We start from the raw sequence: 22,726 nt of genomic DNA on the forward strand, positions 1-22,726 counted from the left end.
GTCACAGATACGCCGTCTGGTTGACGAGCCGCACCGAAGACGCTCCGTCGGAATAGAACTCGGCGATGCTCAACGATGCCAGGTCGAGATGCAGGCGGTACAGGATGCCGGGGCCGGCGTCCAGCGCCTCGCGCAGCAGCATCTTGATGGGTGTCACGTGCGACACCACCAGTACCGTCGTGCCCTGATGCGCGGCGACGATCCGGTCACGAACACTCGACACGCGGTCGGCCACCGCATCGAAGCTCTCCCCGCCCGGCGGTGCGGTGCTGGTGTCGCGCAGCCAGCGACCGTGCAGCTCGGCATCACGCTCGGCGGCCTCGGCGAACGTCAGCCCCTCCCACGAGCCGAAATCCGTCTCGATCAAGTCGTCATCGACGGTCACGTCCAGGCCCAGCGCCTTGGCCGCCGCCGCCGCCGTGTCATAGGCCCGTTGCAGCGGCGAGGCGAACACCGCCGAAATCCCGCCGCGCTGCGCCAGATAGCGCGCCGCCGCGTCGGCCTGCCGCCGCCCCAGCTCGGTGAGCGCCGGGTTGCCGCGGCCCGAGTAGCGGCGCTGGACCGACAAATCGGTCTGGCCGTGTCGCAGCAACAGCAGGCGGGTCGGGGTGCCGCGCGCGCCGGTCCAGCCGGGCGCCGACGGGGACGGGACAGTCGCGGACCCGGGCGGTTGGGGCTTTTCCACCCGGTCCGATTTTTCGGTCGCCTCGGGCTTTTCGGCCGCGCCAACCTCGGCCGCGGCGTCCATCGCCTCGTTGGCCAACCGATCGGCGTGCGCGTTGCGCTCCCGCGGGATCCAGGAGTAGCTGATCTTGGCGAACCGCCCGGCCCGGTTCCGGGCTTGGGCGTGCAGCTCGATCAGGTCGGGGTGCTTGACTTTCCACCGGCCGGACATCTGCTCCACCAGCAGCTTGGAATCCAGGTACACCGCGGCCTCGGTGGCACCCAGATTCAGTGCGTCGTCCAAACCGGCTATCAGACCCCGGTATTCGGCAACGTTGTTGGTTGCCCGGCCGATCGCCTGCTTGGCCTCCGCCAGCACGGTCCCGCGGTCCGCCGTCCATACCACCGCGCCGTATCCGGCGGGTCCGGGATTACCGCGTGACCCACCGTCGGCCTCGATGACGACCTTCACTGATCGAAACCCTTGACCCGCAACAGGATCGCGCCGCATTCGGGGCAGCGCACCACGTCGTCTTCGGCGGCCGCCGAGATGCGGGACAGCTCGCCGCGGTCGATCTCGAGCCGGCAGGCCCCGCACCGGCGGCCCATCAGCTGCCCGGCGCCCGCGCCTCCCCCGGCGCGCTGGCGTTCGTACAGCGCGGCCAGCGCCGGATCCAGCTCAGCGCTCAGCGAGTCACGCCGCGAGGACTGAAGCTCGCGGGCCTGGCTGATCTCGGCGACGGCGGCGTCGAGAGCCTCGCGCGCGCCGGCCATCTCGGCCTCCAGTGACGTGAGCGTCTGCTGCTCGCTGTCCAGCTCAGATTGCAGCTCCTCGCGACGTTCCATCACATCCAGCAGCGAGTCCTCCAGGTTGGTTTGACGGCGCTGCAGGGTCTCCAGCTCGTGCTGAAGATCCGACAGTTGCTTGGCGTCGGTCGCCCCCGACTGCAGCAGCGAGCGGTCGCGGTCTTCGCGCTGGCGCACCGCCTCGATCTCGGCCTCGAGCCGCGAGGCGTGGGCGTCGACGTCTTCCACAGCGATGCGCAACGTGGCCAGCCGGTCGCTCGCCGCCTCTAACTCCCCCTGCAACCGTTCGCAGGCCTGTTGTTCCGGCAGATGCGTGGCACGGTGGGTGATCCGGGACAGCTCGGCATCCAATTTCGACAATTCCAGCAGCGAACGCTGCTGCGCCACCTCGGCTTTCATGACCCGTCACCCCCGGACTCGTTGCCAACCTGCTCGACATTCCACGGGTCGGTGCGAATCGAGCTCACCCGCACCGGGAGCTCCGCACCGAAACGCGACCGCAGCAAGCCAGCGGCCTGTTCACACCAAGGGAATTCACTAGCCCAATGTGCCACATCGATCAGAGCGACATCGGAAGCGCGGCGATGTTCGTCGGCCGGGTGGTGCCGCAGGTCGGCCGTGACATAGGCCTGGACGCCGGCACCGGCCGCCTCGGCCAGCAGCGAATCCCCGGCGCCGCCGCAGACTGCGACCCGCGACACCGCCGCGTCGGGATCCCCCGCCGCCCGCACTCCCCACGATGTCCGCGGCAACGCCGCGCTGACGCGGGAGACGAACTCGCGCAGCGGTTCCGGGCGTGCCAGTGTCCCGACGCGGCCCAGGCCGGCGCCGCTGGGCGGCGCCACCAGCGCGAAAATGTCGAAGGCGGGCTCCTCGTACGGGTGGGCGGCGCGCATGGCCGCGAGTACCGCCGCCCGGGATCGCGCGGGCGCGACGACCTCGAACCGGTCCTCGGCCACCCGCTCGACATTCCCGACGCTGCCCACCGCGGGCGAGGCCCCGTCGTGCGGCAGGAACTGCCCGATGCCGCTGACGGTCCAGCTGCAGTGCGAGTAATCGCCGATATGGCCGGCCCCGGCCGCAAACACCGCCTCCCGCACCGCTTCCGCGTTCTCGACGGGCACGTACACGACCCACTTGTCCAGGTCGGGCGCGCCCGATGCCGGCTCGAGCACGGCCTCGACGTCAAGGCCCAGGGCCGCGGCCAACGCATCGGAGACGCCCGGGCAGGCCGAGTCGGCATTCGTGTGTGCGGTGAACAGGGAACGCCCGGTCTGGATCAACCGATGCACCAGCGCACCCTTCGGGGTGCTGGCCGCCACGGTGTCCACCCCGCGCAACAGCAACGGATGATGGGCCAGCAGCAGGCTCGCGTGAGGAACTTCGTCGACGACCGCCGGCGTCGCGTCGACCGCGACGGTCACCGAGCCCACCTCATCATCCGGGTCACCGCACACCAGGCCCACCGAATCCCACGATTCGGCAAGCCGCGGCGGATAGGCCTCGTCGAGCACCGCGATGACCTCGGCCAGCTTCACGCTCACCGCCGCCCCCCAGGGTGTCCCGTCACTTCCGAGATGGCCTGCGCCAGCTGCGGCCACTCACTACGCACCGCCGCCCGCAGGTACCGCTCGTCCAAGCCGACGAACGTATCACACCGCCGAACGGCAATTCCCTTGTCATGCAGACTTTTTCGAAGGCGGACCGCGTCCGGCGTGCGAAACAGCACGAACGGAGCCCGGCCGTCGATCACCTCGGCGCCCACCGACGCCAGACCGGCCACCATCTCGGCGCGCAGCCGCGTCAACCGCGTCGCGCCGGCCGCCGCGTCGGCGACGGCCCGCCGACCGCAACACTGCGCAATGGCCGTCAGTTGCAGCGTCCCGACCGGCCAGTGCGCCCGCTGCGAACCCAGCCGTGCCAACACCTCCGGAGAAGCCAGCGCGTAGCCCACGCGCAACCCCGCCAGCGCCCACGTCTTGGTCAAACTGCGCAGCACCAGCACGTCGGGCGGCGCGTCGGCGGCCAGCGATTGGGGCTCACCGGGAATGGAGTCGGCGAAGGCCTCGTCGACCACCAGGATCCGCCCGGGCCGGCGCCACGCCAGCAGTTGTTCGCGGCTGTGCAGTACCGAGGTGGGGTTGGTCGGATTGCCCACCACGACGAGGTCGGCGTCGTCGGGGACGGCCGCACCGGCGAGGTCGAACGGCGGCTCCAGCACGACGTGGTGCACTGGCACCCCGGCCGCCGTCAGCGCGACGGCCGGCTCGGTGAACGCCGGCGCGATGATCGCGGCCCGCTGCGGACGAAGGTTGGGCAGCAGGGCGAACGCCTCGGCCACCCCGGCCAGGGGCAGCACCTCGTCGCGGGTCCGGCCGTGCCGCTGGGCCGCCGCGTCCTGCGCCCGGTGGACGTCATCAAGGCTCGGGTAGCGCGCCAGATCGGGCAGCCGCTCGGCCAGCCGTCGCAGCAGCCACTCCGGCGGTCGGCCGTGCCGGACGTTGACGGCGAAATCCAGCATCCCGGGCGCGACCGCCTGATCGCCGTGGTAGCGCGCCGCAGGCGGGCTCAGGTTCAGACTCGCCATCCGTGAAACACTAGTGCGCCCGCCGGGCCGGCCCGGGGATGCATCGGCAACACCGTCGCACCCGCCCACACCCATCGAGGACAATGGTGCGGTGACAGGCACAAGGCCAGCCGATCGCCAGGCCCCCGGCGACACCACCGCCCCCGGTGGGGTTCAGCTGGTGATCTTCGATCTCGACGGCACGCTGACCGACTCCGCGGAGGGGATCGTCGCCAGCTTTGTGCACGCGCTCGACCACATCGGCGCCCAGGTTCCGCCCGGCGACCTCGTCGCGCAGATCGTCGGCCCGCCGATGGACGACACCTTCCGGGGCATGGCGCTCGGCGACGACGCCGAGGAGGCCATCGCCGCCTTCCGCGCCGAGTACGGCGCCCGGGGCTGGGCGATGAACGCGCTCTTCGACGGGATCGAGGCACTGCTGGTGGATCTGCGCGGCGCCGGAGTCCGGCTTGCGGTCGCCACCTCCAAGCTGGAACCGACGGCGCGGCGCATCCTCGCCCATTTCGCGCTTGACCAGCACTTCGAGGTCATCGCCGGCGCGAGCCCCGACGGTTCGCGCAAGACCAAGGTCGAGGTGCTGGCCCGTGCCCTGTCGCAGCTGGAACCTTTGCCCGAGCGGGTGCTGATGGTCGGTGATCGCAGCCACGACGTGCACGGCGCGGCCGCCCACGGCATCGACACCGTGGTGGTCGGCTGGGGCTACGGCAAGGCCGACTTCCCCGACCCCGCGGCCAGGAGTCACACGGTCGCTTCCGGCGTGACGTACGCCTCGACCATCGACGAGTTGCGGAGGGTGCTGGGTGTCTAGTCGCGAGGCGCTGCACGTCACGTTCGTGTGCACGGGCAACATCTGCCGTTCGGTGATGGCCGAGAAGATGTTCGCCGACCAGCTGCGCCGGCGGGGCCTGGCCGGCGCGGTGCGGGTGAGCAGCGCGGGCACCGGCAACTGGCACGTGGGCGAGTCTGCGGACGAGCGGGCCGCGGGCGTGCTGCGCGCCCACGGCTACGCATGCGAGCACCGCGCCGCACAGGTCGACGCCGAGCACCTGGGGGCTGACCTGGTGGTGGCCCTGGACCGCAACCACGCCCGGATGCTGCGGCACCTGGGCGCCGACGAGGATCGCGTCCGGATGCTGCGGTCCTTCGATCCGCGCAGCGGTGCCCACACCCCCGACGTGGACGATCCCTACTACGGCGACACCGAAGACTTCGAACGTGTTTACGCCGTCATCGAGGCCGCGCTGCCGGGCCTGCACGACTGGGTCGACGAACGTCTCGCGCAGAACGGATCCACTTGATGCGCCGGTTGCCCTTTCTGCTGCGCCCGGGCTGGATTGTGCTGGCACTGGTGGTCGTCGCCTTCGCGTACCTGTGCTTCACCGTGCTCGCGCCCTGGCAGCTGGGCAAGCACAGCAGGACGTCGCAGGAGAACCACCAGATCGAATCTTCGCTTAACACCCCACCGGTTCCCTTGAAAACTTTACTGCCGCAGCAGAACTCAGCAGCTCCCGGTGCACAGTGGCGCCAGGTCACCGCGACCGGGCGTTATGTGCCCGGCGTGCAAGTGCTGGCCCGGTTGCGGGTGATCGATTCCAAGCCGGCGTTCGAGGTGCTGGCGCCCTTCGTCGTCGACGGCGGACCGACCGTCCTCGTCGATCGCGGCTACGTGCGGCCCCTGGAGGGGTCTCATGTCCCGCCGATCCCCCGCCCCCCCGCGCAGACGGTGAACATCACGGCGCGGCTGCGCAACTCCGAGACCGCCGCGGTGAACAAGGATCCGTTCGTGGGAGACGGCGTGCAGCAGGTGTATTCGATCGACACCGAACAGATCGCGGTGCTGACCAAAACCCCACTGGCCGGGTCCTACCTGCAATTGATCGAGGATCAGCCCGGTGGGCTCGGCGTAGTCGGCGTGCCACAGCTGGACGCCGGGCCGTTCCTGTCCTACGGCATCCAGTGGATCGCGTTCGGCATCCTCGCCCCCATCGGGCTGGGTTATTTCGCCTACTCGGAGATCCGCGCCCGCCGTCAGGAGAAGCAACAGCGTCCCCCGCCGGCCGCCGAGACCGCGCCCACACCCGAAGTTCCGCCGTCCGTGGAGGCCAAACTCGCCGACCGCTACGGCCGCCGGCGATAACCCGACAGGTAGCTCAACAGTCCGGCCAACACCGCCGCGCCCGCTTGCACCAGCGAGGACAGCGTCACCGCGCGCCGCAGGTCGGCCACCGTCGGCTCGCGGCCGTCGCCGAGTGTGGGCCGGATCTGCAGCTCGTGGCGGTATTGCGTGGGACCGCCCAGCCGCACGCCCAGCGCCCCCGCGAAGGCCGCCTCGACCACGCCCGCGTTGGGGCTGGGATGGCGCGCGGCATCGCGACGCCAGGCCCTCGCCGCACCCGCCGGTGAGCCGCCGACCAGCGGCGCCAGCAGCACCGTCAGCGACGCGGTCACCCGCGCGGCGAGAAAATTGGCGATGTCGTCCAATCGCGCTGCGGCCCAACCGAAACGGAGGTAGCGCGGCGAGCGATAACCGACCATCGAGTCCAGGGTGTTGATGCCGCGGTACACCAGGGCCGCGGGCACGCCGCCGGCCGCCGCGCACAGCAGCGGCGCCACCTGGGCGTCGGAGGTGTTCTCGGCGATCGATTCCAGCGACGCGCGTGTCAGGCCCGCACGGTCCAGCGACGCCGGGTCACGCCCACACAACGACGGCAGCAGCCCACGCGCGGCCTCGACGTCGCCGCGTTCCAGCCGCGCCGACATGTCCCGGCCGGTGCGGGCCAACGAGGTTCCGCCCAGCGAGACCCAGGTCGCCGCGGCGGTCGCCGCGACCGACCACAGCGGGCCGCGCCGCGCAGCGGCCCGTTGCCCCGCCAGGCCGAGTAGGCCCACCGCCGCGATCAGCGCGCCGACATGGACCGCGCCGGCGACCCGGCTGTCGCGGTAGGTCGCGGTTTCCAGCGCGGCGGCGGTTCGGCCGAACAGCGCGACCGGATGTCCCCGGCGCGGGTCGCCCAGCGCGCGGTCGGCCAGGTAGCCGACCGCCACACCCGCGATCCGGGTCTGCCTCGCAACCACCTCGGCAGCGTCTCACACCGGGCGTCGCGGCCCCGTCCACTAGGCGACCGCCACGATCACGACGACGATGACCAGCACGATCAGGACGGCCAGAGTCCACCACAGCCCGTAGCCATATCTGAACCTGCCGCCGGTGCGCGCCATCTGGGGGCTTGCCGACGGCGCGACCCCCATTTCCCGCCGGGTGACATGTTGGGCGGGTCGGGGGGTGGAGGACTCGAGTTGCCGGATTGAGTGCTCATCCGGCCATGTCTGCCCATTCTTGGGCGGGTGTCACGTCACCAGGTCATTGATCGTATCGATCCGGCAGTGGTCTACTCGAAGGCATGAGGCCCAGCAGGCAAGGTCCGCGGTGAAGCGGCCGGCGGCCCGGATCGCCGACCTGCTCAACCCGGCGGCGACGTTGTTGCCCGCCGCGAACGTCATCATGCAGTTGTCGTTGCCCGGCGTCGGCTACGGCGTGCTGGAAAGCCCGGTGGACAGCGGGAACGTCTACAAGCATCCGTTCAAGCGCGCCCGCACCACCGGCACCTACCTGGCGGCGGCGTCCATCGGAACCGAATACGACCGCGCGTTGATCTGCGCCGCCGTCGACACCGCCCACCGGCAAGTCCGCTCGACGTCGTCAAGTCCGGTGTCCTACAACGCTTTCGACCCCAAGTTGCAGCTGTGGGTGGCGGCATGCCTGTACCGGTATTTCGTCGACCAGCACGAGTTCCTGCACGGTCCCCTGGACGACGCGACGGCCGACGCCGTCTATGCCGACGCCAAGCGGCTGGGCACCACGCTGCAGGTGCCCGAGCGGCTGTGGCCGCCCGACCGGGACGCGTTCGACGAGTACTGGAAACGCTCCCTCGACGAGCTGCGCATCGACCCCCCGGTACGCGAACACCTGCACGGCGTGGCGTCGTTGGCGTTCCTGCCGTGGCCGTTGCGGGTGCTGGCGGGCCCCTTCAATCTGTTCGCGACGACGGGGTTCCTGGCTCCCGAATTCCGGACGTTGATGCAGCTCGACTGGTCGCCCGGCCAGGAGCGCCGCTTCGGCTGGCTGCTGACCGCACTGCGGCTGGCCGACCGGCTGATCCCACACGGTGCCTGGATCTTCGGGTATCGACTCTACCTGTGGGACATGCGATCTCGAGCGCGCCAGGGCCGGCGTATCGTCTGATCACGCAGGATCGCCTCGAGGACAAGGTCGGCAAACCGCGCAAAGCGGACTAGCGTGGCAGGGCATGACCTTTCCAGCGCTCAACCACGTCGCGGTCACGGTGCGCGACATCGAGAAAAGCGGCCCGTGGTATCGCAACCTGCTCGGCGCCGCCCCGATCCTCGACGAGCACACCGACGCCGGATTTCACCATCAGGTGTGGATGCTCGACGGAGGCACGATATTCGGCATCCATCAGCACGACCGCGCGGCGCCCGATGAAAAGTTCAGCGAACATCGCGTCGGGCTCGACCATGTCGGCTTCGGTTGCGCCAGCCGCGCCGAACTCGAGAACTGGGTCACCCGGCTGGGTGAATTGGGCATCGACCACGGCGGCATCGTGGATGCGCCGTACGGATCGGGCTTGAGTTTTCGCGACCCCGACGGTATCGCCCTGGAGTTCTTCGCCCCGCCCGGCTGATAGGCTCAGCGCACCGTCGCGAAGAACGCACGGAGGTCCCCGACGAACAACTCCGGTTGTTCGAACGCGGCGAAATGCCCGCCGCGCGGCATGTCCGTCCAGTGGGTGATGTTGTAGACCGGCTCGCACCAGCTACGCGGTGCCTTGAGCAGCTCACCGGGGAAAGCCGCAACGCCCGTGGGCAATTCGACGCGATCCCCGCCACCCCAGACCGCAAAGCTCTCCCAGTACAGCCGGGCCGAGGACGCGGCGGTGTCGGTTGCCCAGTACACCATCACGTTGTCGAGCAATTCGTCGCGGCTGACCGCATTTTCGGGATGCCCGTCGCAATCGGCCCAGTCCCAGAACTTTTCGACGATCCAGGCCAGCTGCCCCACCGGCGAATCGGCCAGCCCGTAGCCCAGTGTCTGTGGCCGGGTGGACTGTTGCTTGGAATAGCCGGTGCCCCACTTACGGTGGTTGGCCAACCCGGCCAGCGCCTGTCGCTCCTCGTCGGTCGGGTTGGTCATCGAGTCCTTGGTGGGCCGCCCGACCGGCATGTTCAGGTGAATGGCCACGCAGTGGCCGACATTGCGGCCGATCTGTGTCGTGACGGCGGCGCCCCAGTCACCGCCCTGAGCGCCGTAGCGGTCGTACCCCAGCCGCAGCATGAGCGTTTCCCATGCCTCGGCGATCTTTTCCACGCCCCACCCGGTGTTGGTGGGTTTTCCCGAGAACCCATATCCCGGAAGCGATGGACATACGACATGGAAGGCGTCCTCGGCGCGTCCCGAGGCTGGGTCGGTCAACGGTTCGATCACCTTGTGGAACTCCACGATCGAACCGGGCCAGCCGTGCGTGATCACCAGCGGGAAGGCGTCGGCATGCGGCGACCGCTGATGGATGAAATGGATGTTTAGACCGTCGATTTCGGTGGTGAACTGATCGAAACGGTTGAGCGCGGCCTCCCGCGCACGCCAGTCGTAGTCGTTGGCCCAGTAGTCGGCCAGCTCACGGGTTTAGGCCAACGGCACGCCCTGGCTCCAGTCATCCACGCATTCGGCCTCCGGCCAACGCGTCCGAGCCAGCCGCGATCGCAGATCGTCGAGAACGTCGTCAGGAACGTCGATGCGGAACGGTTTCACGCGTTCATACTGCGCCCGGGCGCGAACGGCACCGCACCGGCCCCCGCGGTCGTTTGCACGAAGCACGAATGGCCCTGCCGGCCGCTGGTCGGGTTTGGCGCGTCCCCGTCTCAGGGGGCGAGTCTGACGAAGCCCGGCGCCTCGGGTGGAGCCGGCGGCGACACGGGCGGCGGGGGTGGCGCCGGCGGCGCCGGCGGCATGGGCGGCGCCGCTGGAAGGTCTCCGCCGGGTGTACCACTGCCGCCAGTGCCGGGTGCGGCCCCCGGCTGCGGAGCAATCACCTGTGGAGGGGGCGGCTGTTGTGGTCGCGGCGGCACCAGTTGCGGTCGAGGCGTTGCCGCTTGCCGCTGGGGTGGTGCCTGGAGATGCGCCACCGGCGGTGCTGGCACCGGCATCTGCGGCGGGTTCGGCTGATCGACCTGACCGGTGGGAACCGCGCCAATCAGCGAGGTGAGCGCGGTGCCATTCGCGTCGAAGTCCGCTCGCTCGGCTCTCAAGCGATTCGCCGCCACCGCGTCACCGAGCGACATCGGTTTCTTGCGCAGACCTTCCCGAGAGTTGACCGCGTTGCGAATGCCGTCGGCCACTCGGTGAGCCGGGTCAACCCATCGCGCCGCGGGATTGGTGACGATGAACGCGATCTTGCTTTGATTGTTTGGACAGTAGGCCCCCACCGAGGCGGTGATGAACCGCGCTTCGGTGCGCGCGAGACGGCCCGGAGCGTAGAAACGCTCGGCCGGATCGTTGCTATCCGCATAGTCGACCATGGCTTCCACGACGCGGTCCGCCGGGATGCCCGCATTCAGTGCGCGACATACCTTGTGGGCCGTGTCGACGAGGCTCGGCACGCCCTCGAGGGCGGGGATGCCTTCTTGAGCGAGCAGTGCCAGGAAGTGGTCGTCTTCATTCGGATCAGCCGCTGCTGCGGCGCCGCGCAGAATCGCAGCGCCACTGAGGAACACAATGGTGGTAACCAGAACACCGGCGTGGCTGGCGATGCCGGTGCGCCTGGTGATGGCGGTGAACATGACAGGAATTCCGTTCTACGAGAGCCCGTCCCCGCGCGGACATTCGATAATCACTTACGCCGCAGGTGTGGTCGTCTACGGCGCTGGCGCACCCCAACCGCAAATTCGTGAAGGGGATAGCGCCGCCGGACGTGGAGCGCAGTGACCGTCGGTTGAACTTGCCACGGTCGTTGGCGCACGACACGTTGAGACGCCCTGGCGCTGCCGCCGGCTCCGTCTCCGACACGAGACATCGGCGGTAGGCGGCGTCAGCGCAGGCGTCGGTGCTCAATATCTTGAGCGCTTTGCAGCGGAGCACACGCGGATGGCGGGTGAAGTAGACCTCGCCCATCCCAATACATCCCAAGAACCGCAGGATGCTGTGTCCAGCAAATAGGTTGCCGTTAACCAACGGCATACGAAAATTTTACTTTTCGCCCACTCTCGTGAGATATACCTATCAGCTGGGCCTGTGCTGGGGGTTAGCTGTTATCCAGATAGCGAACTTTTATCCGGATTGCGAAACGCCCGTCGGACGGCGTTGGAGCGCAGGTCAGCCGGAGGAGGCGACAATCTTGGTCAAGCCGGCGTCCGACCCCTCAGAGTGCCCGTAGGCCACTGAGGGTCCTGCCGATAAGTTCGCGTCGTTCGTCAATCGTCATGGAGTCGCCGAGGGGTGCGTGCACCCGCAGGTAACCCTGTGTCACGAGTTCGCCGACCAGAAACCTCGTCGCACCGAGCGGCAAGGACAGCCGAGCGGCGATCTCTGCGACAGAGGGGCTCTGCACGCAATACCTCAGGATCTGGCCCCGCACATCGTTTCTCGGCCAGCGCGGCGGCTTGGAGGTGGTGTCAAGCGCTTCGACCGGAGCCTCGAGTGCCAGCTCGACAGCGGAATCGGTACGGCCTCCGGTCAGCGCGTACGGCCGGACCAGGCTCGGCTCGTTCGCGGTTTCCCGTTCCGCGCCCCGGTCCTCCGACTCTTGTTGCGCGTCGGAGTGTTTCCCGCCCGCATGCGGCGAACTATGCGGCCCCTTGTGGTTCTGCAAGAACCACAAGGTCTGGTCGGCATGCACGGATGCGCGCAGCTCGCTGGAGATCACCTTGAGTACGGTGCGATCGGTGTCGATGACGAACGTGGTGCGTCTGACCGGCAGCAGCCGGGCCAGCAGGCCACGGCGTCGGGTGTGCCGGCCACGCCGGGCCTCGTCACGTGCGACGACGGACCTGCGCAGCTTGGCGAGCCTGCCGCGGCGCACCCCGAACAATTCGGACACCACCCCGTCCGCGTCGGAGAGCAGCGGATAGTCGAACGAGCGCTGTTGGGCGAAGTGCGCCTGCTTGTCGACGGTGTCGGTGCTGATGCCCACCCGCTGGGCGCCCACGGTCACGAATTCGTTGCTCAGGTCCCGAAAATGACACGCCTGCGCCGTACAGATCGGTGAGGACGCCAGCGGGAAGAAGAACAGCACAACCGGCCCTTCGGCAAGAAGCGCGGACAGCGCCCGGGGCCGACCGGTGTGATCAAACAGAGTGAAGTCAGGCGCCTTCTCGCCCGCGATCATCGGCAAAGAGTAACGCCGGGGAGCTCGACGCGAAGCACACTCGGATAATTCGGTCAAGACAACAACTCACGAACGCCGGTCGACGCTGTCCGGACATCACCGCGGGCCTGTCTGCTTAACTCGGCAACCGTGCGGCTGTTAATCGAAGGTTGACGATTGTTACAAATTGTTTCGTCAGCCGCGAATAGCCGGCGCATCTGGGACGATTTCGAATTTATGAAGCTCGTTCTGACGATTTCCAGTGTGGCGGCCGTGATTGGTCTGGCCGTCCCCGCGCACGCCGATGACACCGACGACGCGTTCCTCGCGTCGTTGAATTCGGCCGGCTTCACCTACAACGATCCGGCGCAGGTTATCCAGGCCGCCCACTACGTGTGCTCGGCGGCCGGCGGCGGCACGGCGATGGCGGATATCGCGAAGTCGATGACGTCCAAGGCAGCCGCGCTCACCGAGGAGAAAGCGGAGAAATTCACCGCGATCGCGGCCAGCGCCTACTGTCCGGACGCGATCTCGTCGACCACCACGACGGCGACCGCCAGCTCGTAGGCGACCGCTTCTGCCCGGTCTCAGCCGCTGCGTGCGATAGCCCTGCCTTCAGCGCGGTGTAGGCCGCACCGCCATCTACCGCGGGTCTTCGCTGGTGGGCGCGGACGGTATCGAACCGCCGACCGCTGGTGTGTAAAACCAGAGCTCTACCACTGAGCTACGCGCCCGTTGCCCCGGGCAGGCTACCCGCCCGAAGGCCAAGTTCCCAAAATCGTGAGCCCCTCTCAGCCCCGCAGTGCCGCCAGGGCGTCGGTCCAGAGCCGCTGGTCGCGGGATTCGCCGGGCTGTTTCATCTCGGCGAAGCGAATGATCCCGGACCGATCGACGACGAACGTCCCGCGGTTGGAGTAGCCGGCGTCCTCGTTGAATACGCCGTAGCTCTGGCTGACCGCGCCATGAGGCCAGAAGTCCGACAACACCGGAAAGGTGAAGCCGCTGTCCAGCGACCAGACCCGGTGGGTGGGCGGGGGCCCCACCGAGATCGCCAGCGTCGCGCTGTCGTCGTTTTCGAAATCGGGCAGGTGGTCGCGCAACTGATCCAGCTCGCCCTGGCAGATCCCGGTGAATGCCAGCGGGAAGAACACCAGCAGCACGTTCTTGGCGTCCCGGTAGGAGCTCAGCGTGACGGGCTGTTGATTCTGATCGCGCAAAGTGAAATCCGGGGCGGCTGTGCCGACGGAAAGCATCAACGCTTCCCGGCGCGCGATTTAGGCTGCACCAGCCGGCTGGCGCTCCAGTCCCCTAGATTGACCGATGACGTCGGCATCAAGCCGGCGGTGGGAGCGGCCTCCGCGATCTCGGCCGGCAACACATGTCCGGGCTTGCCGGTTTTCGGCGTCAGCACCCAGATCACGCCGTCTTCGGCCAGCGGGCCGATCGCGTCCATGAGGGTGTCCACCAGGTCGCCGTCACCGTCTCGCCACCACAGCAGAACGACGTCCACTACCTCGTCGGTGTCTTCGTCGAGCAAGTCGCTGCCACAGGCTTCCTCGACCGCGGCGCGGATCTCGTCATCGGTGTCTTCGTCCCAGCCCCACTCCTGGACAACTTGGTCCCGTTGGATGCCCAATTTGCGAGCGTAGCTCGGGGCGTGATCCGCCGCGACCACCGTGGAGCCTCCTTAATGTCCGCGCGCCGTGCGATTGGGGATTATCGTCGCACAGCCAGAACCTGGTCCATACTTCCGCATCATCACGTTGCCAGGCAGAGTTTCACCGCGTTCTTTTTCGTGTCGTTGAGTTGATCGACCCGTTTGTTGAACTCGCCGGTCCCCGCGTGCGTCCCGATGGCGTTGGCGACCGCGCGAGCGGCGTCGATGTAGGCGTTGAAGGCGTCCTTGATCTGCTGCGACATGGCATCGCTGAAGCTGTTGCCGACCGTGGTGGCGCTGTCGTTGAGGGCGTCGATGGCCGGCCCTTCGGTCGGGCCGGTGCCGCGGCCCGCGTTGAACGCCTTCACGAACTCGTTGGTCTTGTCGATCGCGTTCTTGCTGGTGGTGATCAGCGTGGCGCAGGCGGTGCGCACCGCCTTGGTGGTCAGCGATTGTTGCCGCTGGGACTCCCGGACGCTCGAGGTCACCGACGAGGCGGACACCGACGCGGACACCGACTGCCGGTAAGCCGGCGCCACCTTGGTGTCGGGCGTCGCCGTGCCGTTGGTGACGGAGGTGCACCCGACGATGCCCATCAGTGCCACGGCAACACAACCCAGCGCCAAGGCCCCGCGCCGGGGCAAAGCCTTCACCTGCTTTTGAGGGACGGCACCCCACCGGATGAGCACAGGGCTGACGTTACCGGGTGGGTTGTCCACCCGTCCCATACACGCCGAGTTGGCGTCCGCCGGGCGAAGCTCCGGTTGCTACCCGAAGTCGGCTATCCGCGAGGAACACCGGTGCGGCACGATGGTGGGAAGGGTGCGACCCACCCGTACGGCACACATTCCGCCAACAACAGGAGTAGTGCGTTGACAACTGAGTTCGTGCGCCACGATCTGGCCACAAACCCCAACAGCGCAACCGAACCCGACCGCGTCCGGGTGATCCGCGAGGGGGTGGCCTCCTACCTACCCGACATCGATCCAGAAGAGACGTCGGAGTGGCTGGAGTCCTTCGATGAACTGCTGGAGCGCTCCGGCCCGTCGCGGGCGCGCTATCTGATGCTGCGCTTGCTGGAACGGGCCGGCGAGCAGCGCGTCGCCATCCCGTCGCTGACGTCGACCGATTACGTCAACACCATTCCGACCGAACTAGAGCCGTGGTTCCCCGGCGACGAGGACGTCGAGCGGCGCTATCGCGCGTGGATCCGGTGGAACGCGGCCATCATGGTGCACCGCGCCCAACGCCCGGGAGTCGGTGTGGGCGGCCACATTTCGACTTACGCCTCGTCCGCTGCGCTGTACGAGGTCGGTTTCAACCACTTCTTCCGCGGCAAATCGCACCCCGGCGGCGGGGACCAGGTGTTCATTCAGGGCCACGCGTCCCCGGGCATTTATGCCCGGGCCTTCCTGGAAGGCCGGCTGACCGCCGACCGGATGGACGGCTTCCGGCAGGAGCACAGCCACGCCGCCGGCGGGCTGCCCTCGTACCCGCACCCGCGGCTGATGCCCGACTTCTGGGAATTCCCCACGGTCTCAATGGGCCTGGGCCCGCTCAACGCCATCTACCAGGCGCGGTTCAACCACTACCTGCACGACCGTGGCATCAAGGACACGTCGGACCAGCACGTGTGGTGCTTCCTGGGCGACGGCGAGATGGACGAGCCGGAGAGCCGCGGTCTGGCGCACGTCGCGGCGCTGGAGGGTCTGGACAACCTGACGTTCGTCGTCAACTGCAACCTGCAGCGCCTCGATGGCCCGGTGCGCGGCAACGGCAAGATCATCCAGGAGCTGGAGTCGTACTTCCGCGGCGCCGGCTGGAACGTCATCAAGGTGGTCTGGGGCCGCGAGTGGGACGCCCTGCTGCACGCCGACCGCGACGGCGCACTAGTGAACCTGATGAACACCACCCCCGACGGCGACTACCAGACGTATAAGGCCAACGACGGCGCCTACGTGCGTGACCACTTCTTCGGCCGCGATCCGCGCACCAAGGCGCTCGTGGAGCACATGAGCGACTCCGAGATCTGGAACCTCAAGCGCGGCGGCCACGACTATCGCAAGGTCTATGCCGCCTACCGGGCCGCCGTCGACCACAAGGGCCAGCCGACGGTGATCTTGGCCAAGACCATCAAGGGCTACTCGCTGGGCGCGCACTTTCAGGGCCGCAACGCCACGCATCAGATGAAAAAGCTTGCGCTGCAAGATCTCAAGGACTTCCGCGACGCGATCCGGATTCCCATCAGCGATGCGCAGCTGGAAGAGGATCCCTACCTGCCGCCCTACTACCACCCCGGCTCCGACGCCGAGGAGATCCGCTACATGGTCGATCGCCGCCGCACCCTCGGCGGCTTCCTGCCCGAGCGGCGGACCAAGACGAAGGCGCTGCGGCTGCCGGGCCGAGAGACCTACGCCGCGCTGAAGAAGGGTTCGGGTAACCAGGAGGTCGCCACCACCATGGCGACTGTGCGGACCTTCAAAGAAGTGTTGCGCGACAAGGAAGTTGGCCCGCGCATCGTGCCGATCATCCCCGACGAGGCGCGCACGTTCGGGATGGACTCGTGGTTCCCGTCGCTGAAGATCTACAACCGCAACGGCCAGCTGTACACGGCAGTGGACGCCGAGCTGATGCTGGCCTATAAGGAAAGCGAAGGCGGCCACATCCTGCACGAGGGCATCAACGAAGCGGGGTCGGTGGGGTCGTTCATCGCGGCGGGCACGTCGTATGCGACGCACAACGAGCCGATGATTCCGATCTACATCTTCTATTCGATGTTCGGCTTCCAGCGCACCGGGGACGGCCTGTGGGCCGCCGCCGACCAGATGACGCGCGGCTTCTTGCTCGGTGCCACCGCGGGACGCACCACGCTGACCGGGGAGGGCCTGCAGCACGCCGACGGCCACTCGCTGCTGCTGGCCAGCACCAACCCGGCGGTGGTCGCCTACGACCCGGCGTTCGCCTTCGAGATCGCCTACATCGTGGAGAGCGGCCTGGCGCGGATGTTCGGGGAGAACCCCGAGGACGTTTACTTCTACATCACCGTCTACAACGAGCCGTACGTGCAACCGCCCGAGCCGGAGAATTTCGACCCCGAGGGCGTGCTGCGCGGCCTCTACCGCTACCGCGCCGCCACCGAACAGCGGACCAACAGGGCGCAGATCCTGGCGTCCGGGGTGGCGATGCCGTCGGCGCTCAACGCCGCGGAGATGCTGGCCGCGGAGTGGGACGTCGCCGCCGACGTGTGGTCGGTGACCAGCTGGGGCGAGTTGAACCGCGACGGTGTGGCCGTCGACAGGGCGAGACTGCGCCATCCGGACCGGCCCGCCGGCGTCCCGTACGTCACCGAGGCCCTGTCTGACGCGAGCGGGCCGGTGGTCGCGGTGTCGGATTGGATGCGCGCCGTTCCCGAGCAGATCCGGCCCTGGGTGCCGGGCACCTACGTCACCCTGGGCACCGACGGTTTCGGCTTCTCCGACACCAGGCCGGCGGCGCGGCGGTACTTCAACACCGACGCCGAATCGCAGGTGGTCGCGGTGCTGGAGGCGTTGGCGCGCGGCGGTGAGATCGACCCGTCGGTGCCGATCGCCGCGGCCCGCCAGTACAGGATCGACGACGTGCAGGCCGCCCCGGAGCAGACGTCGGACCCCGGTGTGGCCTGACGCTCCGTCGCTGCTCTATCCAGCCCCGCGCCGAGCGTGAAGCTAGGTTCACCCTCGGCGTCGAACGTGAAGTCAGCTTCACGCTCGCGGCCCGCGCTTGACGCTTTGGCGGCGTTCTTAAGAACGCCACGCGCCGCCTTTGGGGGAAACTTCTAGAAAAGGCGCGTAGGTTTTAGGGGTGAATGACAATCCCTTCGCCGGTCCGTTCGCCAAGCAGCCACGATCGCCCCTGGAGCTGCTGGACACCGTGCCGGACTCCGTGCTGCGCCGGCTGAAGCAGTACTCAGGCCGGCTGGCCACCGAGGCGGTCTCGGTAATGGGCGATCGGTTGCCGTTCTTCGCCGACCTGGAAGCCTCGCAGCGGGCCAGCATGGCGCTGGTGGTGCAGACGGCCATCAACAACTTCGCCGAGTGGATGCAGGACCCGCACAGCAACGTCAGCCACACCGCGCAGGCCTTCGAGCTGGTGCCTCAGGACCTCGCCCGCCGCATCGCGCTGCGCCACAGCGTCGACATGGCGCGCGTGACCATGGACTTCTTCGAAGAAGTGGTCCCGCTGCTGGCCCGCTCCGAAGAGCAGCTGACCGCCCTGACCGTGGGCATCCTGAAGTACAGCCGCGACCTGGCGTTCACCGCCGCCACCGCCTACGCGAACGCGGCCGAAGCACGGGGGACCTGGGACAGCCGGATGGAGGCCAGCGTCGTGGACGCGGTGGTCCGCGGCGACACCGGCCCCGAGCTGCTATCCCGCGCCGCGGCGCTGAACTGGGACACCACCGCTCCGGCGACGGTCGTGGTCGGCACACCGGCCCCCGGCCGCGACGGATCGACCGGCCCCGACGACAGCGAGCGCGCGAGTCAGCACGTCCGGGACATCGCCGCGCAGCACGGACGCGCGGCCCTCACCGACGTGCACGGCACCTGGCTGGTCGCGATCGTGTCCGGCCAACTGTCGCCAACCGACAAATTCCTCGGCGATCTGCTGGTGGCGTTCGCCGACGGCCCGGTGGTCGTCGGACCGACCGCGCCCATGCTGACCGCGGCCTACCACAGCGCCAGCGAGGCGATATCCGGCATGAATGCCGTGGGTGGCTGGCGTGGAGCGCCGCGGCCCGTGCCGGCCCGCGAACTGCTGCCCGAACGGGCGCTGATGGGCGATGCGTCGGCGATCGTGGCGCTGCATACCGACGTGATGGGCCCGCTGGCCGACGCCGGTCCCACGCTGATCGAGACCCTTGACGCTTACTTAGATTGTGGCGGCGCGATTGAGGCATGCGCCAGAAAGTTGTTCGTTCATCCAAACACGGTGCGCTACCGACTCAAGCGGATCACCGACTTCACCGGCCGCGATCCCATGCAGCCGCGCGACGCATATGTGCTGCGAGTGGCGGCGACGGTCGGCCAGCTCAACTACCCGACCAATCCTTCAAACGCCGACAACAGCGCCATGCCCGCGGTTCCGCTGCCGGTCAGAGGGGTTGCCGCCCGGCAATCCGGATGACAGTGACCCAGCCAACAGATCGCGGCACGATATCAAACCCGTAGCTTAAGGAGCTGTTTTGTAGGGAGTTCACAAAAACCTAAGACGAGGTTCATAATCTGATACACCCGCCAAAACCGTTTCCACAGTGTTCTCTTAAACACGTGATTGCATTGCTTGCGCCCGGACAGGGTTCGCAGACCGAGGGGATGCTCTCGCCATGGCTGGAGCTCGCCGGCGCTGCTGACCAATTGGCGCTGTGGTCCAAGGCCAGTGGCCTCGACCTCGTGCGCCTGGGCACCACCGCATCGACCGACGAGATCACCGACACCGCGGTCACCCAGCCGCTGGTTGTCGCCGCCACGCTGCTAGCCCACCAGGAACTGACCAAGCGCGGCCTGCTGTCGAATGCGGAACTGGTCGTCGCCGGCCATTCCGTCGGAGAGATCGCCGCGTACGCGATCGCCGGCGTGATCGCGGCCGACGACGCCGTCGCGCTGGCCGCCACCCGAGGCGCCGAGATGGCCAAGGCTTGCGCCGTCGAGCCCACCGGCATGTCGGCGGTGCTCGGAGGCGACGAGGGCGAAGTCCTTGCCCGGCTCGAGCAACTTGACCTGTTCCCCGCGAACCGCAACGCCGCCGGGCAGATCGTCGCCGCGGGCTCGCTGTCCGCGCTGGAGAAGCTGGCCGAAGACCCACCGGAGAAGGCCCGGGTGCGCGCCCTCGGTGTTGCCGGGGCGTTCCACACCAAATACATGGCGTCGGCGCTCGACGGCTACGCCGCCGCGGCGGCAGCCGTGCAGACGACCGAGCCCACCGCCACGCTGTTGTCGAACCGCGACGGTAAGCCGGTCGCGTCGGCGGCCGCGGCGATGGAGGCGTTGGTCGCTCAGCTGACCCAGCCGGTGCGCTGGGACCTGTGCACCGCGACGCTGCGTGACCTGGAAGTCACTGCGGCCGTGGAGTTCCCGCCCGCGGGAACCCTCACCGGCATCGTCAAACGAGAACTTCGGGGGATCACGGCTCGTGCCGTCAAGTCGCCCGCAGACCTGGACGCTTTGGCCGAGCTCTAAAGCCAGCTCGACCAGTTGCACAACCAGTACAACCGCATAGCACGTCAATTCGACCAAGACACAACACATTACGAAGGGAAGCATGCTGTGGCTGTCAGCCAGGAAGAAATCATCGCCGGTATCGCCGAGATCATCGAAGAGGTAACCGGTATCGAGCCCTCCGAGGTCACCCCGGAGAAGTCCTTCGTCGACGACCTGGACATCGACTCGCTGTCGATGGTCGAGATCGCCGTTCAGACCGAGGACAAGTACGGCGTCAAGATCCCCGACGAGGACCTCGCCGGTCTGCGTACCGTCGGTGACGTCGTCTCCTACATCCAGAAGCTCGAGGAAGAGAACCCCGAAGCTGCCGAGGCGCTGCGCGCCAAGCTGGAGACCGAGAACCCCGAGGCGGTCGCCAACGTCAAGTCGAGGCTGGAAGCGGACAGCAAGTGAGCAAGCCTTCCACTGCTAATGGCGGTTACCCCAGCGTTGTGGTAACCGCCGTCTCGGCGACGACATCGATCGCGCCGGACATCGAGAGCACGTGGAAGGGTTTGTTGGCCGGCGAGAGCGGCATCCACGTCCTCGAAGACGAGTTCATCACCAAGTGGGACCTGCCCGTCAAGATCGGTGGACACCTCAAGGAGCCCATCGACGAACACATGAGCAGGCTCGACTTGCGCCGCATGTCCTACGTGCAGCGGTTGGCCAAGCTACTCAGCGGTCAGTTGTGGGAGGCCGCCGGCAGCCCGGACGTCGACCCCGACCGGTTCTCGGTCGTGGTCGGCACCGGGCTCGGCGGCGCCGAAAGGATCGTGGAGAGCTACGACCTGATGAACGAGGGCGGCCCCCGCAAGGTGTCGCCGCTCGCGGTCCAGATGATCATGCCCAACGGCGCCGCGGCGGTGGTGGGCCTGCAGCTCGGCGCTCGCGCTGGGGTCATCACTCCGGTTTCGGCCTGCTCGTCGGGCTCGGAGGCGATCGCTCACGCGTGGCGTCAGATCATCATGGGTGACGCCGATTTCGCCGTCTGCGGCGGTGTCGAGGGTCCCATCGAGGCGCTGCCGATCGCGGCGTTCTCGATGATGCGGGCCATGTCGACGCGCAACGATGAGCCTGAGCGCGCATCGCGGCCGTTCGACAAGGACCGCGACGGCTTCGTGTTCGGTGAGGCCGGGGCGCTGATGATCATCGAGACCGAAGAGCACGCCAAGGCCCGGGGCGCCAAGCCTCTGGCTCGGCTGATGGGCGCCGGCATCACCTCGGACGCGTTCCACATGGTGGCACCTGCGGCTGACGGCGTCCGTGCGGGTCGGGCGATGACGAGGTCGCTCGAGCTGGCGGGCTTGTCCCCCAAGGACATTGACCACGTCAACGCGCACGGCACCGCGACGCCGATCGGTGACACCGCCGAGGCCAACGCCATTCGGGTCGCCGGTTGCCAGGAAGCGGCAGTGTACGCACCGAAGTCGGCTCTGGGGCACTCCATTGGTGCCGTAGGAGCTTTGGAATCTGTCCTCACGGTATTGAGCCTTCGGGACGGCGTGATACCGCCAACACTCAATTACGAAACGCCCGATCCCGAGATCGATTTGGACGTTGTCGCGGGCGAACCCCGCTACGGCGATTTCCGTTATGCGATCAACAACTCATTCGGGTTCGGCGGCCACAACGTGGCACTCGCCTTCGGGCGTTACTAGCACGGCGTCCGGCGACGATGCGGGCTGCAAACGGCCCGCAGAGGAGCCGGACAAATTGGAAGGAACGTTCGCAAGACCCATGACAGAGCTGGTTACCGGGAAAACGCTCCCGAACGTGGTCGTCACTGGCGTTGCCATGACGACCGCGTTGGCTACCGATGCCGAGAACACCTGGAAGCTGTTGTTGGACAGCCAAAGTGGTATCCGCAAACTCGAGGATCCGTTCGTCGAGGAGTTCGACCTGCCGGTGCGCATCGGCGGGCATCTGCTGGAGGAATTCGACAGCCAGATGACCCGCATCGAGTTGCGCCGGACGGGCTATCTGCAGCGGATGTCCACCATTCTGGGCCGCCGGGTCTGGGAGAACGCCGGTTCTCCCGAGGTCGACAGCAATCGACTGATGGTGTCCATCGGCACCGGTTTGGGTTCATCGGAGGAGATGGTCTTCAGCTACGACGACATGCGCGCTCGTGGCATGAAGGCCGTTTCTCCGCTGGGCGTTCAGAAGTACATGCCCAACGGCGCCTCGGCGGCGGTGGGACTGGAGCGCCAGGCAAAGGCCGGGGTGATCACGCCGGTGTCGGCCTGCGCGTCGGGTTCTGAGGGTGTGGCGCAGGCCTGGCGCAACATCGTGTTCGGCGAGGCCGACATCGCCATCTGCGGTGGCGTCGAGACCCGCATCGAAGCGGTGCCGATCGCGGCGTTCGCCCAGATGCGCATCGTGATGTCGACCAAGA

Annotated in this window: 22 protein-coding genes, 1 tRNA gene and 2 pseudogenes; 12 read left to right on the top strand and 13 right to left on the bottom strand. The window is 67.7% G+C overall.

From position 1 onward, the window contains the following. Position 1 precedes the first annotated feature (1 nt). The 4 genes from AC5Y4H_RS20825 to cobC are packed head-to-tail and all read right to left on the bottom strand — an operon-like array spanning position 2 to position 4,057. Complete coding sequence (locus AC5Y4H_RS20825) at positions 2-1,135, bottom strand: bifunctional RNase H/acid phosphatase (protein WP_499984571.1); 1,134 nt, start codon at positions 1,133-1,135, stop codon at positions 2-4. Beyond that, positions 1,132-1,869: a zinc ribbon domain-containing protein gene (locus AC5Y4H_RS20830; protein ID WP_499984573.1), complete on the bottom strand. Its 738-nt coding sequence runs from the start codon at positions 1,867-1,869 to the stop codon at positions 1,132-1,134. The genes AC5Y4H_RS20825 and AC5Y4H_RS20830 overlap by 4 nt, the downstream gene beginning before the upstream one ends. Then, positions 1,866-3,014 (bottom strand): Nif3-like dinuclear metal center hexameric protein, encoded by a 1,149-nt coding sequence (locus tag AC5Y4H_RS20835; RefSeq protein ID WP_499984574.1) that lies wholly within the window; start codon positions 3,012-3,014, stop codon positions 1,866-1,868. The genes AC5Y4H_RS20830 and AC5Y4H_RS20835 overlap by 4 nt, the downstream gene beginning before the upstream one ends. Further along, the gene (gene cobC, locus AC5Y4H_RS20840) at positions 3,011-4,057 is read right to left on the bottom strand and encodes an Rv2231c family histidinol phosphate aminotransferase CobC (protein ID WP_499984576.1); all 1,047 of its coding nucleotides are present in this window, start codon (positions 4,055-4,057) and stop codon (positions 3,011-3,013) included. Before cobC ends, AC5Y4H_RS20835 begins: the two co-directional genes overlap by 4 nt. 91 nt (positions 4,058-4,148) lie before the next feature. On the opposite strand from cobC, the gene AC5Y4H_RS20845 reads away from it, so the two are divergent. Genes AC5Y4H_RS20845 through AC5Y4H_RS20855 form a run of 3 tightly spaced genes read left to right on the top strand, consistent with a single transcriptional unit; the run spans position 4,149 to position 6,194 of the window. Next, positions 4,149-4,865 (top strand): HAD-IA family hydrolase, encoded by a 717-nt coding sequence (locus tag AC5Y4H_RS20845; protein WP_499984577.1) that lies wholly within the window; start codon positions 4,149-4,151, stop codon positions 4,863-4,865. Further along, entirely contained in the window at positions 4,858-5,355 is a 498-nt protein-coding gene (locus AC5Y4H_RS20850; protein ID WP_499984579.1) for a low molecular weight protein-tyrosine-phosphatase, read from the top strand. The genes AC5Y4H_RS20845 and AC5Y4H_RS20850 overlap by 8 nt, the downstream gene beginning before the upstream one ends. Next, positions 5,355-6,194 (top strand): SURF1 family cytochrome oxidase biogenesis protein, encoded by an 840-nt coding sequence (locus tag AC5Y4H_RS20855; protein ID WP_499984580.1) that lies wholly within the window; start codon positions 5,355-5,357, stop codon positions 6,192-6,194. Before AC5Y4H_RS20850 ends, AC5Y4H_RS20855 begins: the two co-directional genes overlap by 1 nt. Here AC5Y4H_RS20855 and AC5Y4H_RS20860 read toward each other — a convergent pair. Together AC5Y4H_RS20860 and AC5Y4H_RS20865 are read right to left on the bottom strand one after the other, a co-directional pair. Further along, positions 6,176-7,132 (bottom strand): cobalamin biosynthesis protein, encoded by a 957-nt coding sequence (locus AC5Y4H_RS20860; RefSeq protein ID WP_499984581.1) that lies wholly within the window; start codon positions 7,130-7,132, stop codon positions 6,176-6,178. The genes AC5Y4H_RS20855 and AC5Y4H_RS20860 overlap by 19 nt on opposite strands. Positions 7,133-7,171: 39 nt before the next feature. Continuing rightward, positions 7,172-7,306: a hypothetical protein gene (locus AC5Y4H_RS20865; protein WP_499984582.1), complete on the bottom strand. Its 135-nt coding sequence runs from the start codon at positions 7,304-7,306 to the stop codon at positions 7,172-7,174. 178 nt (positions 7,307-7,484) lie between these two features. Between AC5Y4H_RS20865 and AC5Y4H_RS20870 the strand changes: the two genes are divergently transcribed. Both AC5Y4H_RS20870 and AC5Y4H_RS20875 read left to right on the top strand, forming a co-directional pair. After that, a complete protein-coding gene (locus AC5Y4H_RS20870) occupies positions 7,485-8,300 on the top strand; it encodes an oxygenase MpaB family protein (RefSeq protein ID WP_499984584.1) in 816 nt (271 codons plus the stop codon). A gap of 64 nt (positions 8,301-8,364) precedes the next feature. After that, complete coding sequence (locus AC5Y4H_RS20875; protein ID WP_499984585.1) at positions 8,365-8,760, top strand: VOC family protein; 396 nt, start codon at positions 8,365-8,367, stop codon at positions 8,758-8,760. A gap of 5 nt (positions 8,761-8,765) precedes the next feature. Here the strand turns inward: AC5Y4H_RS20875 and AC5Y4H_RS20880 are convergent. The 3 genes and pseudogenes from AC5Y4H_RS20880 to AC5Y4H_RS20890 form a co-directional block, all read right to left on the bottom strand. Then, positions 8,766-9,884, bottom strand: a pseudogene (locus AC5Y4H_RS20880) (epoxide hydrolase family protein). A gap of 110 nt (positions 9,885-9,994) precedes the next feature. Beyond that, the gene (locus tag AC5Y4H_RS20885) at positions 9,995-10,912 is read right to left on the bottom strand and encodes a DUF732 domain-containing protein (RefSeq protein WP_499984586.1); all 918 of its coding nucleotides are present in this window, start codon (positions 10,910-10,912) and stop codon (positions 9,995-9,997) included. 578 nt (positions 10,913-11,490) lie between these two features. After that, on the bottom strand, positions 11,491-12,456 hold the full coding sequence (locus tag AC5Y4H_RS20890; RefSeq protein WP_499984588.1) for a redoxin domain-containing protein: 966 nt from the start codon (positions 12,454-12,456) through the stop codon (positions 11,491-11,493). A 216-nt stretch (positions 12,457-12,672) separates the two neighbouring features. On the opposite strand from AC5Y4H_RS20890, the gene AC5Y4H_RS20895 reads away from it, so the two are divergent. Beyond that, positions 12,673-13,002, top strand: coding sequence for a DUF732 domain-containing protein (locus tag AC5Y4H_RS20895; protein WP_499984589.1), 330 nt, complete (start codon positions 12,673-12,675; stop codon positions 13,000-13,002). 92 nt (positions 13,003-13,094) lie between these two features. Here AC5Y4H_RS20895 and AC5Y4H_RS20900 read toward each other — a convergent pair. From AC5Y4H_RS20900 to AC5Y4H_RS20915, 4 genes are all read right to left on the bottom strand, one after another. After that, a tRNA-Val gene (locus AC5Y4H_RS20900) sits at positions 13,095-13,169 on the bottom strand. Positions 13,170-13,226: 57 nt separating this feature from the next. Beyond that, positions 13,227-13,688, bottom strand: coding sequence for a peroxiredoxin (locus AC5Y4H_RS20905; RefSeq protein ID WP_499984590.1), 462 nt, complete (start codon positions 13,686-13,688; stop codon positions 13,227-13,229). Then, on the bottom strand, positions 13,688-14,110 hold the full coding sequence (locus tag AC5Y4H_RS20910; RefSeq protein ID WP_007770623.1) for a DUF3052 domain-containing protein: 423 nt from the start codon (positions 14,108-14,110) through the stop codon (positions 13,688-13,690). Before AC5Y4H_RS20910 ends, AC5Y4H_RS20905 begins: the two co-directional genes overlap by 1 nt. Positions 14,111-14,193: 83 nt before the next feature. After that, a complete protein-coding gene (locus AC5Y4H_RS20915) occupies positions 14,194-14,781 on the bottom strand; it encodes an Rv2240c family protein (RefSeq protein ID WP_499984591.1) in 588 nt (195 codons plus the stop codon). Between the two features lie 183 nt (positions 14,782-14,964). On the opposite strand from AC5Y4H_RS20915, the gene aceE reads away from it, so the two are divergent. From aceE to kasB, 6 genes and pseudogenes are all read left to right on the top strand, one after another. Further along, a complete protein-coding gene (aceE, locus tag AC5Y4H_RS20920) occupies positions 14,965-17,754 on the top strand; it encodes a pyruvate dehydrogenase (acetyl-transferring), homodimeric type (RefSeq protein ID WP_499984592.1) in 2,790 nt (929 codons plus the stop codon). A 178-nt stretch (positions 17,755-17,932) separates the two neighbouring features. Then, positions 17,933-19,255 (top strand): PucR family transcriptional regulator, encoded by a 1,323-nt coding sequence (locus tag AC5Y4H_RS20925; protein WP_499984593.1) that lies wholly within the window; start codon positions 17,933-17,935, stop codon positions 19,253-19,255. Between the two features lie 143 nt (positions 19,256-19,398). After that, positions 19,399-20,307: an ACP S-malonyltransferase gene (locus AC5Y4H_RS20930; RefSeq protein WP_499984594.1), complete on the top strand. Its 909-nt coding sequence runs from the start codon at positions 19,399-19,401 to the stop codon at positions 20,305-20,307. An 87-nt stretch (positions 20,308-20,394) separates the two neighbouring features. Continuing rightward, a complete protein-coding gene (acpM, locus tag AC5Y4H_RS20935; RefSeq protein WP_007770614.1) occupies positions 20,395-20,742 on the top strand; it encodes a meromycolate extension acyl carrier protein AcpM in 348 nt (115 codons plus the stop codon). Next, positions 20,739-21,989, top strand: a complete 1,251-nt coding sequence (gene kasA, locus AC5Y4H_RS20940; protein WP_499984598.1) for a 3-oxoacyl-ACP synthase KasA — start codon at positions 20,739-20,741, stop codon at positions 21,987-21,989. Before acpM ends, kasA begins: the two co-directional genes overlap by 4 nt. Before the next feature lie 79 nt (positions 21,990-22,068). Continuing rightward, positions 22,069-22,726, top strand: a pseudogene (gene kasB, locus AC5Y4H_RS20945) (3-oxoacyl-ACP synthase KasB); the annotation flags it as partial.

The organism is Mycobacterium sp. NGS58 (genome assembly GCF_059812385.1).

Bases quoted from the DNA above. Each gene is read 5' to 3' on its own strand.
- AC5Y4H_RS20830 (WP_499984573.1), bottom strand. From the start codon at position 1,869: ATGAAAGCCGAGGTGGCGCAGCAGCGTTCGCTGCTGGAATTGTCGAAA.
- cobC (WP_499984576.1), bottom strand. From the start codon at position 4,057: ATGGCGAGTCTGAACCTGAGCCCGCCTGCGGCGCGCTACCACGGCGAT.
- AC5Y4H_RS20855 (WP_499984580.1), top strand. From the start codon at position 5,355: ATGCGCCGGTTGCCCTTTCTGCTGCGCCCGGGCTGGATTGTGCTGGCA.
- AC5Y4H_RS20865 (WP_499984582.1), bottom strand. From the start codon at position 7,306: ATGGGGGTCGCGCCGTCGGCAAGCCCCCAGATGGCGCGCACCGGCGGC.
- AC5Y4H_RS20875 (WP_499984585.1), top strand. From the start codon at position 8,365: ATGACCTTTCCAGCGCTCAACCACGTCGCGGTCACGGTGCGCGACATC.
- AC5Y4H_RS20885 (WP_499984586.1), bottom strand. From the start codon at position 10,912: ATGTTCACCGCCATCACCAGGCGCACCGGCATCGCCAGCCACGCCGGT.
- AC5Y4H_RS20890 (WP_499984588.1), bottom strand. From the start codon at position 12,456: ATGATCGCGGGCGAGAAGGCGCCTGACTTCACTCTGTTTGATCACACC.
- AC5Y4H_RS20895 (WP_499984589.1), top strand. From the start codon at position 12,673: ATGAAGCTCGTTCTGACGATTTCCAGTGTGGCGGCCGTGATTGGTCTG.
- AC5Y4H_RS20905 (WP_499984590.1), bottom strand. From the start codon at position 13,688: ATGCTTTCCGTCGGCACAGCCGCCCCGGATTTCACTTTGCGCGATCAG.